The sequence below is a fragment of the Rhizobium sp. SU303 genome, from assembly GCF_021052345.1.
GTDB classification, from domain to species: Bacteria; Pseudomonadota; Alphaproteobacteria; order Rhizobiales; family Rhizobiaceae; genus Rhizobium; species Rhizobium laguerreae.
Genome location: NZ_CP088096.1, coordinates 683,533 through 698,180, shown reverse-complemented (window position 1 = coordinate 698,180; position 14,648 = coordinate 683,533). Strand labels below are relative to the sequence as shown.

The following is a 14,648-nucleotide window of genomic DNA, read 5'->3' as shown; positions in this document are numbered from 1 at the left end:
GCTATGTCGATGACATCCAAGTTCATGAGCCGTCGCACGGTGCTGGGCGGAACCTTGGCCGCCGCCGCTCTCCCTCTTGTGGCGCACGGGCAGGACGAGCGCAGCTCGACGGGTCACAAGGCGACAGACGTCAGGATCAGGATTGGCTTCAACAATCTGATCCTGACCGCGACGCTCTCCGACAATCCGACCGCGCGCGATCTTGCTTCCATGCTGCCCTTGAACCTCACGATCGAGGACTACGGCAGGAACGAAAAGATCGTCCATCTGCCGCGCAAGCTGACCGAAGAAGGCAGCGGTGCTTTCGGAAACGAGCAGCCGGGCGACCTTTGCTACTTCAAACCCTGGGGTAACCTGGCGCTGTTCTACGCGGATTACCGCTGGGACGGGCTGATCCGGCTCGGCCGCTTCGACAATGGCTTTGAGCCGTTGCTGGTGCGCGGCGAGTATCCGGTCCGCATAGAACGCATCTGACAAGGGCTTTATGGGCGGAGATATCAATTCGCCTTCCTCCGAAGCATGAAAGAACTCCAAGGACGATAAACTTCCGGGACCAGAAGCCCCGGCCGGCTTAAGCCAGCAGAGGCCGCTCGACGGGGCGCCTCCGTCTATTCGATGATCTCGACGCAGAAATCTATAAAGGCCCTGACCTTAGCCGGAACATGCTGGCGCGAGGGATAGAAGGCGTAGAGCGGGAATGTCTCGTCCGACCAGTCGGGAAAGAGGTTCACGAGCTGCCCATTGTTCAGATAATCCGCCATCCCGAGTGAGAAGACTTGCGCGATGCCGATCCCCGCAAGGCAGGTCGCCAAGGTCGTGCCGGCATCGTTGACTAAAATGCGGCTGCGGGTCTCGATCGAGACGACTTCGTCACCCCGCCGAAGCTCCCATTCGAAAGGCCTTGCGGTCAGCGGGTCCTGGAACTGGATACAGGTATGCTCGCTCAAATCCTGTGGACGGCTCGGCCGACCATGCCGCTCGATATAAGCGGGAGCCGCAATCGTGATCACGCGCGTCTGCATCAACAGGCGCGAAATAAGCGACCGCTGTGCAGGCTCGCCAAAGCGCACCGCGACGTCCATGCCATCAGCAACAAGATCGCCGATCTCGTTGCGGGTGATGACCTCGATCTGGATATCCGGATAACGATCGAGGAAGGCGCCGAGCCGCGGGCCGAGCACAAGGCGTGAGAAATATGGGTCGACATTGACTCGCAGTCGCCCACGCACCGCCTGTCTGGCGCCAACGGCTGTCTGCGCAGCCTCTTCGATGCCGCTCAAGAGTGGGGCCACCTGTTCGTAGAACCGCGCGCCGTCATCGGTGAGCCGCATCGTGCGTGTTGTCCGATCAAGCAGCCGCAGACCGATCCGCCCCTCCAGTCGGGAAATGGCGCGGCTGACACCCGACGCCGATAATCCCATTAGCTCCGCTGCCCGCGCAAAGCTTCCGCTCTCGATAACGGCGGCCAATACGCTCACGCCATTCAATAATCGTCCGTCAAACATCGCGTATCCGTGATTTTTAGTCACCAATCATGTGACAGAAGCGCGCTTCAGTCAAAGGCTTCCGAAGGACATGATCAGCATAACAAACCGCCAACCTGCTGGCGGCGGAACAGCAAAGGAGTCTAGCCATGTTTGTGATTACCGGAGTAACTGGCCAAGTCGGAGGCATCGTCGCCGCGCGTCTGCTGGATGGGGGGGTGCCGATACGCGCCGTCGCGCGCAATGCGGAGAAAGCAGCGGAATGGAAGGACAAAGGCGCAGAACTGACCTTGGCCGAGATGACCGACGCCGACGCGCTCACCGAGGCTTTCGCCGGCGCCGACGGCGTCTTTCTGCTGATCCCGCCTACCTTCGATCCGACCCCCGGCTTTACGGAAGTGCGCGCGGTCATTGCGGCGCTGAAGACCGCGCTTCTTTCGTCTCGTCCCGCCAAGGTCGTTTGCCTCTCCACCATCGGCGCGCAGGCCAGAGAACCTAACCTCTTGAGCCAGCTCGGTCTCGTTGAACAGGAGTTATCTGCCTTGCCAATGCCGATCGCCTTTCTGCGTGCCGGCTGGTTCATGGAGAACACGGCTTCGGATATCGCGCCGGCGCGCGAGACATGTGTCCTCTCGAGTTTCCTCCAGCCGCTCGATCAGCTCTATCCGATGGTTTCTATCTTCGACGTCGGAGCCAAGGCGGCAGAACTGCTGCAGCACGACTGGGTGGGCAAGCAGGTCATCGAGTTGATGGGGCCAGAGGGCGTCACGCCCAACGAAATCGCCGCTGTCCTCTCGTCCATCCTCGGAAAAACCGTCCGGGCAGAGCCGGTCGCCCGCGACACCTGGGAGCAGATTTTCACCGACCAAGGCATGCAAAACCCCCTCCCGCGGATGCGCATGATCGATGGTTTCAACGAAGGCTGGATTCGGTTCGACGGCGAGCCGGTGAAGGGCACGACCACGCTGGACACAGCCATGAGCCGCCTGATTAGCCCCGGCCGATAAACAGCTGAAAGGCCGTGGCGGGAGAGCAGCCACGACCTTTCTCATGCAGCCTCTGATAGGGTCGACCCAGGATTTTGAACTGAGGAATTACCCGAAGACTACCGGAACGGACGGCAGCGCCCAGTTATTGGCTCAAACTCCATTATATGTCGGCCAGCGTGCGGCCTACTGCGGCTTTTGAATTTCACAGTAGACAATGTTGCGGTTTGAGCCGGGCCAAACAGACACCTTCACATCCGCCCCGGTCACGCTTTCACTGGCGATCAAGCCCATCTCTCGTTCTGACCGCAACAGCAACGCCCAGTTCATGAATGTCTCCATATAGCCATCGACGTCCGTCTCCGGAGAGAAGTTGGCGAACAGGAATGTGCCGCCAGGCTTCAGCATGCTGACGCACTTTCTGGTCAGCCTTACGGCTACCGCGTCCGGCAAATAGTCATAGAGGCCCGCGGCATAAACGAAATCGAACATTCCCAGCGCATGCCTTCCACCGAGTAGGGATTTGACCGACCCGTTCACCGCCTCGACGGAAGTGCCGGCGAAATCGCGGGCGACGGTTCCAACGCTCATCGGGTCTTGATCTAAAGCCACCCAGCGTTTGATCGCGCCGGCGCTGAGCGCGCGCGATAAAGGTCCCTCACGAAGATGCCCGGCGGCGATGGCGAGGACTTCGGTCGAACCAGGCCGGGCCGAAGCGATCTCATCAACGCGGCGCGCCAGAATGTCTCGACGCTCCCTTACCGCGACGGATGACGAAGCATTTCGAGTGTAGGCGTAGATCGAACGTCCCAAGTCGCTCGCTGATGCGACATCGTCCTCAATCTCAGGTCTGCCGTAGATGAAGTCGAGAAGGCGTGCGTCGCCAGAATAGCCGCGCGGCTTTTCGAACGACCAGCGGGTCAATGGATCTTGATGGAGATAGTGAGCAACGGGATGGGATTGCGCGATCTGAACGAGGACGTCCCACGCCTCCGGATGAAAGCGCCGCCTTATTTGATGTAAGGCATCAGTAAGACGCTCGATGATCGCGTTAGGCTCGACTCCGGATTTGAACTGACGGATCGACACCTCAAGGCTGAGGGCAAGCTCAGCTCTGGCAACGATCAGGTGGCCGGGATCTGGGGCAGCAACCCTCCTGGCCGACCGACGAATCTCGCCGGGCGCTACAAGACTTTCACCGTCCAAGACCAGGCTTTGTTCCATTTCGAGATCCTCTTGACTTAGCGTTAAGCATAATCAACCTCGAAATAGGATGCGACTAGAATCTACACGGGATAAGAGTAATTCTACTCTTGCGGGTCAGATGCTACCCCTCTAACAAAGCTCAGCAATAAGACAAACCGGTTGCAGATTGCCGAACGCGATTTTGGAGGGCGCCGAAGTATGGCTTACTTTTCAACATACTTTAGATGGCTGTCGGGTCGGCGTCGTTGCATGATCGCGGCTTGCGCTAATGTCCAGCGCGATGAATCAGCCGCCAGCTTTTCATTCGCCGAGGCCCTCAAATCTCTGAAAACCGAAAATGATGCTGTCCGAAGGCAGAGCTCACGGTGTGGTCTTTGGATGGCGGTCGCCGTTTATGTGGCCTTCGCACTTCCCGACCGCTGGCTGATCCCCGATGTCGCTTCCATGACGATCGCCGCTCGATTCGTCGTTGCGACGATCGCTCTGCTGGCGTTCGAAATCTTGCGACTGGCAAATGCGAAAACCGTCTGGCTCGACATCACATGCGCCGCTGCGCTGCTTGTGGGCTATGTAGCCTGGCTTTACCCGGCGATTGCCACCCGCGACGTCACCGCCATGTCATACTACATGGTATTCGGCGCCATCTTCATGATGGGCGCCAACCTGTTTTTCAGTTTCCCGTTTCGGCTTTCGGTGATCACCTCGGGCCTCGTTCTATGCGCGTTTTTCATTACCATCGAGGAATTTTTTCCCTCAAGCCAAACCTACAAGCTCGCTTTCGGGCTGTTCTACATTTCGTGCTTCGCTTTCACGTCTTTCGTCAATTGGCGATTGAATGTGGAGCGTCGAAACGTGTTGCTGAACGCGGCGGAGGCTCGCCATCAGCACTGGGAAGCGTCCGAACGAGGAAGGTCACTGCTCGAGCTTTCACATACTGACTACCTGACAGGCATAAGCAACAGACGCGCGCTGGATCGGCGGCTCGACGAATGCTGGGCCGCCTGGAAAGACGAGCGCCGCGGCTTCTCCGTGTTCCTCATCGACGTAGATTTTTTCAAACGCTTCAATGATCGCTACGGACACCAGGAAGGAGACCGATGCCTGACTGTCATCGCCAATGCGCTGAAGGCGGTTGTAGAGTCGTCCGATGGCATGATCGGCAGGTATGGTGGCGAGGAGTTTATCGTAGTCATGCCGGCTGCCCTCCCCAAGGTCGCGATGACTCTCGCCGAGAAGATCAGAATGGAAGTCGAGTCTCTTGCGATTGCTCACGACGAGCGACCGGATGATATGTCGACCGTAACCGTCAGCATCGGCGTCGCCTTCACCCGCGAGAAAGTTGGCGAGAAAGTCGAACGAATAGTACGTGAAGCCGACCTCGCTCTCTACAATGCCAAAGCAAGTGGCCGAAACTGCATTCGCAGTTTTGATCCGTTTTTACCCCGCCCCGACGACCACGCTGGCAAACTCGTCCCGTTGCTGGCGGCCGCTATCGATCGCAAACTGGTCTCGCTCGTGTACCAACCGATCTTCGACGTGACGAACGGGAAAGCAAGAGCTGTCGAGGCTTTGATGCGCCTCAGGATGCCGGACGGCACCGCGGTTTCACCGAAGACATTCATTCCAGTTGCAGAACGGAGTGGTGCTATCCTCGAATTGGGCAGGTGGGCGATCGAGACGGCCTGCCGGGATATACTGATGACCGATCGCATGGCGACCGTCAGCGTCAACGTGTCGCCGATACAACTGCGTTCCCCCGGCTTTGCTGCCAGTGTCGCTGAAATCCTTGATCGCTGCGGGGTCTGCGGGTCGCGACTCGCCTTGGAAGTCACCGAAGGCCTGGACATGGATATGCAGGCGGAGGTGCTGAAATGCATTGCCGATCTGCGGGCACTCGGCGTCGAAATCTGGCTCGACGACTTCGGCTGCGGCTTCGCGGGCCTCTCTTGGCTGAGGGCAATCGAGTTTCAGACGGTCAAGGTCGATAGAACCTTCCTGCACGACTGCTCGAACCCACGCGGTTTGACGATGCTTCAGGACATGATTGCTCTCATCCGCAATCGCGGGAATACGATTCTGGTGGAAGGCGTCGAAACGGCCGCACAGTTTTCCCTTCTCAAGGATCTTCGCATCGACCGCGTCCAGGGTTTTCATATGGGAATGCCGGTTAGCGCTGAACTTCTGAACGCGGCATAACTCGACTCAAGGTTTCCAGATGGCTGAGCACGTTGCCGATGATCGGTGCGTTGGCGCATGACGTCTCTGCAAATCGCGAATTCGGACGGGAGCGCATCGGCCGCGCAAGATGGAGCGGAAATTCCACGTCACGAAAGATCAGCTTGTGATCACGCCGGCCAACCTTGAAGAAGGCCGCCATTGCCGGAAGTCTTGCTTTTGGACGGATCAGGCCGTCTGATACGGGGAGGCAACGGATCGCTGACTCAGATGAATATTCGGCGGTTGAACCTGGGAATGAGGAGCAGGATGGATCAGGCCAACAGCCCGCAAACATCGGCAAGCGAAGAGAGCGAAGCGCGCAGGCTTCAATACCTGACCTGGGAACACATTGCGTCGGACCTCCGTCATCCGGCTCACCTCGCCCGCAAGGCAGAACTCAGGCGATCATGCGGTGCGGAGCTGGCCGAAATGTCCTACATCGCCGAGCATGCCGCAGTCTTCACCGAAAGCCTGACGATGGGTGAGCGGTCGTGGATCGCCGGGCACGCGCTCGTCCGTGGCCATGTGATCCTCGGCGACGATTGCACCATCAATCCCTATGCCTGTGTTTCCGGCACGGTGACGTGCGGCAATGGCGTGCGGATTGCTTCGCATGCCTCGATCGTCGGCTTCAATCATGGCTTCGACGATCCGACCATTCCCATACACCGCCAGGGTGTCGTCAGCATCGGCATCACGATCGGTGACGATGTCTGGATCGGCGCCAATTGCGTGATCCTCGATGGCGCCACGATTGGAAACGGTGCGGTGATCGCCGCCGGAGCGGTGGTCACGGGCGACATTCCCGCCATGGCGATTGCCGGTGGCGTGCCCGCTCGGGTGCTGCGGAGCCGAGGCTCGGCGCCCAGGAAATCTGGCACTGGCGACATCGAAGATCAATTGGTCAGGCTGGGTCAGAAAGCGCAAGACCAATGGCCGGATGTCCTTGCACGCTGGAAAACGGACGGAGCCTATGAATCGCTGGAAGCAGACGGCATCCGGCGACCAGCGATCCGGCATCTCTGCGATGCAATTGAGATCGCTGCAGGCTTCGGCCAACTGCCGCCCGACCTCGATGCGGCGGAGACCGTCGAGCGTCTCCAAGGTCTTCAGGACCGAGAGACCGGCCTTTTCCCGGAAGAGCATGCGCGAATGCATGGCAAGGCGCTGAGGGATGATTCAAAGGCGCTCTATAACGTCCTTGCGGTTGGCTATGCGCTCGAACTGCTTGGTTCCGGTCCGCGGCAACCCGTCCATGCGGTCGAGCTCGGGGCCAGGGAGCTGGATGAATGGCTAAGCGCCCTGCCCTGGTCGACCCGGGCATGGCACGCCGGAAGCGTGGTCGATGCGATCGGAACTGCCATGTACTTCAACGCGAAGTATTTCGGCATCAGGCATTCACGGCAGGCGCTCTTCGAGTGGCTGAGCCGGAATGCCAACAGCGTCTCGGGGCTGTGGGGTGAACCGACCGCGGCGGAAGGATGGCTTCAACCGGTGAACGGCTTTTATCGCCTGACGCGCGGCACCTACGCCCAGTTCGGCGTGGCCCTTCCCCACCCGCACGCCTCGCTCGAGACGGTTCACCTCAACTATCGCAACCACAAGGGCTTCATTGCTGCAAAATACAATGCGTGCAACCTGCTCGATACGATTCATCCTCCGTTGCTGATTGCCCGGCAGACAGACTACAGGCGGGCCGACGGGGAGGCTATCGCCCGCAAGGTCATGTCGAGGGCGTTGGATAGATGGCGGGATGGCGAGGGATTCCCGTTTGCCGACGGTGGTGAACCGAGCTTGCAGGGAACGGAAATGTGGCTTTCCGTCATTCACCTGGCGGCCGATTTTCTCGGCCTGGCAGATCGCTTCGCCTTCGTCCCTAGGGGCGTTCACCGGACGGCAACCGTGGGGTTGGGTTTGTGACTATGCTTCGATCACCCGTGCAGGGATGCCGTCAGCCAGGCGGCGGCAAGGTCCCGCGCATTGCTTCGTTTGGCTTTGACGGGCACGATCACGTTGTAGCGATCCTCCGCGCCAAGCTCGCCGCCGCCGACCTGCACCAGGGTTCCATCCTCCAGAAAGGTGCCCACCAGCATACGCCATCCCAACGCGATGCCTTGGCCTGCGCGCGCGGCTGCGATGGTTTCGGTATAGTGGTTGAACCGAAGCGACGGCTTTACCTCGAGGTTGGCACCGGTGAGCGAAAACCACTGTGCCCAGCTATACCAGGAACGATCGAGAACATCCGTTTCGATGAATTCGTCGGCGGAGCCGAGCGGGCCATCTCCGCGACGCTTGAGATAGTCGGGAGAGCAGACGGGGCAGATGACGTCGCCATGCGAGGCGATGACGGTGCTATCGCTGAAGGGAGGCACACCATATCGAATTGCCACATCGACTTCTCCGTCATCGAGAGCGATCGGGCTGTCCTGGGATATCACCCGCACCAGGATGCCGGGGTTCGCACGGCGAAATTCGGCCAGCCGCGGCAGCAGCCAGAAAGAAGAAAATGCAACGGTCGCCCCTATGGTCAACACGTCCTGGCTGCGCGACTGGAGCGCTTCCACGCTCTCGGCAATATCGGCAAAGCTCTTGGCCAGCGTGGCTCCGAGGTTGATGCATGCCGCCGTCGGCTCGATCGCTCGATGCTTGCGCACGAATAGGGGCTGGCCGAATTCCTCCTCCAGCAAGGCAATCTGCCTGCTGACCGCCGCCTGGGTGACACCCAATTCGGTCGCAGCCGTGGTGAAGCTCTTCTTTCTGAGCACCGCCTCCAGGGTCACCAATGCCGTCAACGACGGGATCCGTCTTCTAAAGTGCATCACAGAACCCCTTATCGCATGATAAAAACTCATGCGAACCTAATTTTTTATGCCGTTGAAACATCGGAACTGCAAGAGCAATTTGGGGAAACTCTCGCATAAGAGGTTCTGATGCTAAACAAGCTCCCATCTTCCATTTCCGCCCTTCTCGACGCTCGTGCCAATGGTCACTCTCTGCCGGCCGGCCTTTACGTCAGGGAAGACGTGTTCGAAGCAGACATCGACGTCTTCTTCCACAATCACTGGATTTGTGTCGGTCTCGATTGCGATGTTCCCGAACCCGGTGACGCCACAGTGATCGAAATCGGCAAGACGAGCCTGATCCTTCTGCGTGACGACGACGGAGAAATTCGCGTCCTGCACAATGTATGCCGCCATCGCGGCTCCCGCCTTCTCGATCCGGGCAAGACGATCGTTTCAAAGCTCGTCTGTCCCTATCACACCTGGACATACGAACTGACGGGTGAGCTCAGTTACGCACCTCACATGGGCAAAGACTTCGACAAGGAATGTCGGAGCCTCAAGCCCGTCACCTTCAAGTCAATCGGCGGACTGATTTATGTCTGTCTCTCCGACAATCCACCCGAGGACATCACCATCCTCGAACAGACCATGACCGAGCGCCTCGCCCCCTACGACATCCGGAACGCAAAGATCGCCTTCCAAACGGATGTCATCGAGGATGGCAACTGGAAGCTCACGATGGAAAACAATCGCGAATGCTACCATTGCTCCGCGAACCATCCGGAGCTCTGCGTCTCCTTCGTCGATCTCGACTTCGGCTTCGACCCGGAGACGCTGAGCCCGGAGGATCGCGAACAGGCCGAGGAGCACTTCAGGCTGTATGAAGAGCGGACGAAGGCGTGGGAGTCTGACGGCTTCCCCTCGGCGGCCGTCGAGCAGCTCGCCGACTGCGCCACCAACTTCCGCACCCAGCGGCTGATCATCGCAGGCGCCGGCGAATCCCAGACCCACGACGCCACCGCCGCATCCTCCAAGCTTCTCGGCCACATGACCCGCAAGGATCTCGGCGACACGCATCTTTGGGGCCACAACAGCTGGAATCACTTCATGGGCGACCATGCCGTGGTGGCAACCGTCATCCCGCTCTCGGCGGGCAAGACGCTGGTCAGAACCAAGTGGCTGGTCCACAAGGACGCCGTCGAAGGCGTGGATTACGATCTCGACAAGCTGACGGATGTCTGGGTCGCGACGACGGACCAGGACGCCGATCTCGTCGCGCGCTCCCATGCAGGCACTCTCGACCCGGCCTATCAGCCGGGCCCCTACTCCCGCTTTTCCGAGACGAACCTCGACAAGTTCGCCAGCTGGTACATCGATCGGATGCGCGCCCATGGATACTAGGAGCCCGCAGATGCCCGTAGCCAGGGCCGCCCTTCACGACGTCTGGAACCCGGAAGAAGACGACGCGCTCGTCTGCCTCGATGTCCAGCAGGAGACGCATGACGTCAAAACGTTCACCTTTGCCTCGCGTGAGGGCAAGCGGTTCGTGTTCAAGGCAGGGCAGTATTTTCTGTTCGACCTGGAACATAATGGAGACGCTGAAAACAGGTGCTACAGCATCTCCTCCTCGCCGCATCGGACGAACGCCTTCTCCGTGACGGTGAAGCGCGTCCCCGGCGGAAAGATCTCCAACTGGCTTCATGACACCCTGGTTCCCGGCGCGACCGTCAAGGCGAATGGACCGCTCGGCCACTTCGTCAGGCCCGAGACGTCGGGACGCAAGCTTCTGCTTTTGTCCGGCGGCTCCGGCATTACCCCCGTCATGTCCATTCTGCGTGAGATCGCCGACAGTTGCGAACCTGCCGACGTCGTCTTCATGCACGCCGGCCGGACGCCGCAGGATCTGATCTTTCGCGACGAACTAGCCTGCATCGCCCGCAGGCTGAAAGGCCTTCGCCTGCATTTCCTCCCGGAGACCGTGGCCGGCGAGCCGTCCTGGCCCGGTCTGACCGGCCGTATTTCGAAGGACTACATGCGGCTTGCGGTTCCCGATATCGCCGAGCGAACTGTGATGTGCTGCGGCCCCGCCCCGTTCATGGCCGCCGCGCGCGGCATTGCCGCCGAACTCGGCGTGCCCGGCTCGAACTACCTGGAGGAAAGCTTCGACGCCGCGGTCATCGACGAACCCGAGATCCCCGTGGTTCAGGAGGCAGCTGCCAAGGTCTTTCAGGTCACCTTCTCGAAGCAGGCGCGCAGCATCGACGTCTCCGGCGACCAGAGCGTGCTCTCTTGTGCGAAAAAGTCAGGCGTCAGGATCCCGTCGTCCTGCGCAAACGGTGTCTGCGGCACCTGCAAGTCGAAGCTTACGTCAGGCACGGTCGACATGAACCACAATGGCGGAATTCGTCAGAGGGAAATCGACGCCGGCTTCTTCCTGCCCTGCTGCTCTAAGCCGCTCAGCGATCTGGTCATCGAGCGCTGAACACGCGTGGCGTCGCGTCATTCACCGACAACAGGAGCTCATTGAGATGCTGCGAGAGGAAAGCGATTCCGCCGAGCTAACCGGCTCGACGGTCTTCAAGGACGCGCGAAAGCAGGCATACTTCAATCCTGAAGGCGCCGACCGGCCTCTTATCAGTCCTGTGCCGGTCACGACGCTCGATCGGGCTCGCCGATATCGTCTGGAGCGCCTGCGTACGAAGATGCGCGAATGGGACTGCGGCGCCCTGCTTCTCTATGATCCCGTCAACATCCGATATGCCTTCGATTCATCGAATATGAGCATCTGGACGATGCACAACGCCTCGCGCTACGCTCTGATCCTCGCCGATGGGCCGGCCATACTTTTCGAATTCGAAGGCGCCGAACACGTCAATGACGGGCTTCCCGGCATCGACGAGATCCGGCCGGCGAAGTCATGGATATTCTTCACATCAGGGAACCTTATGGAACCCCGACTGAAAACCTGGGCGGACGAGGTCGCGGACCTCGTAAGCCGCAATGGCGGCAACAAACGCGTGGCGGTGGACAGGCTTGAACCGGCGGGCGCGTTCGAATTGCGGGAACGCGGCTTCATGCTCTTAGACGGCCAGGAACTGGCCGAGCGGGCGCGATCCATCAAGAGCGCCGACGAGATCGAGCTGATGAGATGGACGATCCGTGTCTGCGAAGCAGGCATGGCGCGGATGTACGAGGTATCCGAGCCGGGCCGCACCGAAAGAGAGATCTGGGCCGAGCTTCACTTCGAAAACGCACGCAGCGGCGGCGAGTGGCTGGAGACCAAGCTTTTGACCGCAGGCCCGAGAACAAACCCCTGGTATCAGGAATGCTCGGACTACGTCATCAAACGCGGGGAGATGATATCCTTCGACACCGATATGATCGGACCCTACGGCTATTGCGCCGACCTGTCGCGTTCGTGGACAGCGGGACATGTGGCGATGAGCGCCAAGCAGAAGGAACTCTACGCCGCTGCCAGGGATCAGATCGAGCACAATCTCGCCGTCCTGAAGCCCGGCATGACGTTCGAAGAGTTCAATGCGCTGTCGTGGCGGATTCCAGAGAAATACCAGCCTTATCGATACACGCTTGCTTTGCACGGAACCGGAATGGCGGACGAATGGCCGGGGATCCTTCTGCATCCGGATTTCGACCCTGATTTCAGCGGCATCATCGAGGAGAACATGGTTCTCAACGTCGAAAGCCTGATTGCCGAAGCCGGATCCGAGAGCATCAAACTGGAAACCCAGGCTCTGATCACGGCACGGGGAGCCGAGCGGCTGGACACGTTTCCGTGGGAAGAGATCTGAATAAGCCCAGAGCATGATGCCGAAAAGTGTGATCGGTTTTCGGACAACATCATGCTCTAACTATATAATTTAGAACAGGATGATTGAGGCCGGCCCGGCCTAAATCATCCCTGTTCTAGTGCGCTCTCGAAGCAGCACGATGCTGTGACGGTGTCTGCCCGAATGTGCGCTTGAAGGTTCTTGTGAACTGCGAGGCGTTTTCAAAGCCGACATCCAGCGCGATCTCGATCAGAGGCGCCTTCGACTGGGCAAGGATCGATTTCGCCCGCTCCATGCGAACACGATTATACGCCTTGGCCGGAGACATCCCCGTCTTGTCGATGAAGATTCTCTCCAGCTGTCGTCTTGAGAGCCCAACCGTGGAGGCAAGCTTCTCGATCGACATGCTACCGTCGACGAACTGTTCCATCGTGATCATCGCCGCCTTGACGCGGGCATCGTCATAATCGTCATAGAGCGGACGCCGGGGCTGGACGTCCGCAGCTGCGCGGGCTCTCTCGATCTGCAGCACCTCAAGTGCGTTTCGTTCGGCGTCGCGGCTGATGTATTTCCTGACCAACAGCGCGGCCATGTCGGCTGAACTGCTGCCGCCGGCGCAGGACCCACGCTGGCGATCGAGATTGAAGAGCCGATCGGAGCGAACGCTGAGGTCCGGAAACCGCTCCCGGAATTCCTTGTAATGCAGCCAGCTTACACAGGAGTCGTGCCGCTTCATCAGGCCCGCCGCGGCAAGAATGAATGTGCCGGTGCACACGCCGATCAGCGGCACCTTCTTGGCGTCCGCCTGCTTGAGGAAAGCGATGGTTTCCTGGTCGACAGGGTTTTCCACCGTCAAAAGGCCGCCGACGACCACGATGTAATTGAACTTCGACGGGTCGACGAAATCCGACGTCGGCGCGACTTGGACACCACAGCTCGCGGTGATCAGGTGCCTCGTGCTGCCAATCACCTGCCAGTCGGCAAGGAGCCTTCCGGAACGATCCTGCTCGTCGCTGGCGAGCCGCAGCGTGTCCACGAAGAGGGCGAAGGCGGACAGCGTGAACGATCGCGCCAGAACGAACCCGACCTTGAGGCGGCTGGCCGACTTCGCAGCGTCATCTGCCTGGCGGTGCTGATCGGGTCGCATACTCATCTCCCTGTCGAAAACGCGCTCATCGGATCTGAAAGCCATGCGCCAGCGGATCACGATCGTCAACGAAAATGGTGTTGTGCCCGATGACGCGCGCCCAGCCCCCGATACTTGGAAGAATACCGCTATAGGGCCCAATGCGTGCTTCGGCTTCGACCCGGCCCTCGAAGACGGTTCCGATCAGGCTTTCATGGCGGTATCTCGACGCGACGGTAAGCCGTCCCTTCCCGTAGAGTTGGGCCATGCGGGCGGAGGTGCCGGTGCCGCCTGGCGAGCGATCGATGGCCTTCTCCCCGTAGAAGACGGCGCCGCGCCCGTCCGTGGTGTCATTGACGGGGCGGTCGCACCAGATGGCATGATGCACGCCTCTGATCCTGGGATCGTCGGGATGAACGGGATCGCAGACGTCGGCAAGTGCTGACCTGAGCTTCTGGCTGCAGCCGACGATATCGGATGCTGTCATGCCGTCGAGGCCGCTCCAGTTATCCTGTGGTTCGATGACGGCATAATAATTGCCGCCGTAGGATATATCGACGCGCAGACGGCCCATTCCCGGCACATCGACCTCGACATCCGCCTCATGGAGATAGCTCGCAACATTGTGGAGACGAACGGATTCGACATATCCGGCCTTCTCCTCATAGGTGACGTCGACCCTCCCCGCAGGCGTCTCGATGGCGACCCGGCCGGGTTCGCGCGGCTTGACCAGCCCTTCCTCTATCGCAGCGGTCACGGTGCCGATGGTGCCGGCGCCGCACATCGGCAGGCAGCCGCTCACCTCGATGAAAAGCACGGCGAAATCGCAATCCTCTCGGTAGGCCGGATAGATGATCGCCCCCGACATGATGTCATGCCCCCTTGGCTCGAACATCAGCGCCTTGCGCACCCAGTCGTGGTCCCGGACGAAGATTTCCCGTCGCTCGCTGATCGGCGCATGAGGAAGCAGCGGACCGCCCCCGGCGACGAGGCGGACGGGATTGCCGCAGGTGTGCGCATCGATGCAGAAGAAGCTGTTTCTCATCTTTCCACGTCCT

The 14,648-nt window shown here is 59.8% G+C and carries 12 protein-coding genes; 7 read left to right on the top strand and 5 right to left on the bottom strand.

What is annotated here, in order from left to right:
* The first annotated feature begins 3 nt into the window (after positions 1 to 3).
* A complete protein-coding gene (locus RlegSU303_RS27890; RefSeq protein WP_017956833.1) occupies positions 4 to 474 on the top strand; it encodes a cyclophilin-like fold protein in 471 nt (156 codons plus the stop codon).
* Between the two features lie 134 nt (positions 475 to 608).
* Here RlegSU303_RS27890 and RlegSU303_RS27885 read toward each other — a convergent pair whose 3' ends face one another.
* Entirely contained in the window at positions 609 to 1,505 is an 897-nt protein-coding gene (locus RlegSU303_RS27885; RefSeq protein WP_017956834.1) for a LysR family transcriptional regulator, read from the bottom strand.
* A 128-nt stretch (positions 1,506 to 1,633) separates the two neighbouring features.
* On the opposite strand from RlegSU303_RS27885, the gene RlegSU303_RS27880 reads away from it, so the two are divergent.
* Positions 1,634 to 2,491 carry an NmrA family NAD(P)-binding protein gene (locus RlegSU303_RS27880; protein WP_017956835.1) on the top strand — a complete coding sequence of 286 codons (858 nt, stop codon included), beginning with the start codon at positions 1,634 to 1,636 and terminating at the stop codon, positions 2,489 to 2,491.
* A 165-nt stretch (positions 2,492 to 2,656) separates the two neighbouring features.
* On the opposite strand, the gene RlegSU303_RS27875 is transcribed toward RlegSU303_RS27880, so the two are convergent.
* Entirely contained in the window at positions 2,657 to 3,694 is a 1,038-nt protein-coding gene (locus tag RlegSU303_RS27875; RefSeq protein ID WP_017956836.1) for a class I SAM-dependent methyltransferase, read from the bottom strand.
* Between the two features lie 180 nt (positions 3,695 to 3,874).
* Between RlegSU303_RS27875 and RlegSU303_RS27870 the strand changes: the two genes are divergently transcribed.
* Both RlegSU303_RS27870 and RlegSU303_RS27865 read left to right on the top strand, forming a co-directional pair.
* Positions 3,875 to 5,872, top strand: coding sequence for a putative bifunctional diguanylate cyclase/phosphodiesterase (locus RlegSU303_RS27870; protein WP_131620238.1), 1,998 nt, complete (start codon positions 3,875 to 3,877; stop codon positions 5,870 to 5,872).
* A gap of 288 nt (positions 5,873 to 6,160) precedes the next feature.
* A complete protein-coding gene (locus tag RlegSU303_RS27865; RefSeq protein WP_017956839.1) occupies positions 6,161 to 7,813 on the top strand; it encodes an acyltransferase in 1,653 nt (550 codons plus the stop codon).
* Between the two features lie 11 nt (positions 7,814 to 7,824).
* On the opposite strand, the gene RlegSU303_RS27860 is transcribed toward RlegSU303_RS27865, so the two are convergent.
* A complete protein-coding gene (locus RlegSU303_RS27860) occupies positions 7,825 to 8,712 on the bottom strand; it encodes a LysR substrate-binding domain-containing protein (protein ID WP_094088304.1) in 888 nt (295 codons plus the stop codon).
* Between the two features lie 111 nt (positions 8,713 to 8,823).
* Between RlegSU303_RS27860 and RlegSU303_RS27855 the strand changes: the two genes are divergently transcribed.
* Genes RlegSU303_RS27855 through RlegSU303_RS27845 form a run of 3 tightly spaced genes read left to right on the top strand, consistent with a single transcriptional unit; the run spans position 8,824 to position 12,485 of the window.
* Positions 8,824 to 10,077, top strand: coding sequence for an aromatic ring-hydroxylating oxygenase subunit alpha (locus RlegSU303_RS27855; protein ID WP_017956841.1), 1,254 nt, complete (start codon positions 8,824 to 8,826; stop codon positions 10,075 to 10,077).
* Between the two features lie 10 nt (positions 10,078 to 10,087).
* A complete protein-coding gene (locus RlegSU303_RS27850; RefSeq protein WP_170269031.1) occupies positions 10,088 to 11,158 on the top strand; it encodes an FAD-binding oxidoreductase in 1,071 nt (356 codons plus the stop codon).
* Between the two features lie 46 nt (positions 11,159 to 11,204).
* Positions 11,205 to 12,485 carry a M24 family metallopeptidase gene (locus tag RlegSU303_RS27845; protein WP_094088306.1) on the top strand — a complete coding sequence of 427 codons (1,281 nt, stop codon included), beginning with the start codon at positions 11,205 to 11,207 and terminating at the stop codon, positions 12,483 to 12,485.
* A 115-nt stretch (positions 12,486 to 12,600) separates the two neighbouring features.
* Here the strand turns inward: RlegSU303_RS27845 and RlegSU303_RS27840 are convergent, their stop codons facing one another.
* Both RlegSU303_RS27840 and RlegSU303_RS27835 read right to left on the bottom strand, forming a co-directional pair.
* On the bottom strand, positions 12,601 to 13,611 hold the full coding sequence (locus tag RlegSU303_RS27840) for a GlxA family transcriptional regulator (RefSeq protein WP_017956844.1): 1,011 nt from the start codon (positions 13,609 to 13,611) through the stop codon (positions 12,601 to 12,603).
* 25 nt (positions 13,612 to 13,636) lie between these two features.
* A complete protein-coding gene (locus RlegSU303_RS27835; RefSeq protein ID WP_131620241.1) occupies positions 13,637 to 14,635 on the bottom strand; it encodes a 4-hydroxyproline epimerase in 999 nt (332 codons plus the stop codon).
* Between the last annotated feature and the right edge of the window lie 13 nt (positions 14,636 to 14,648).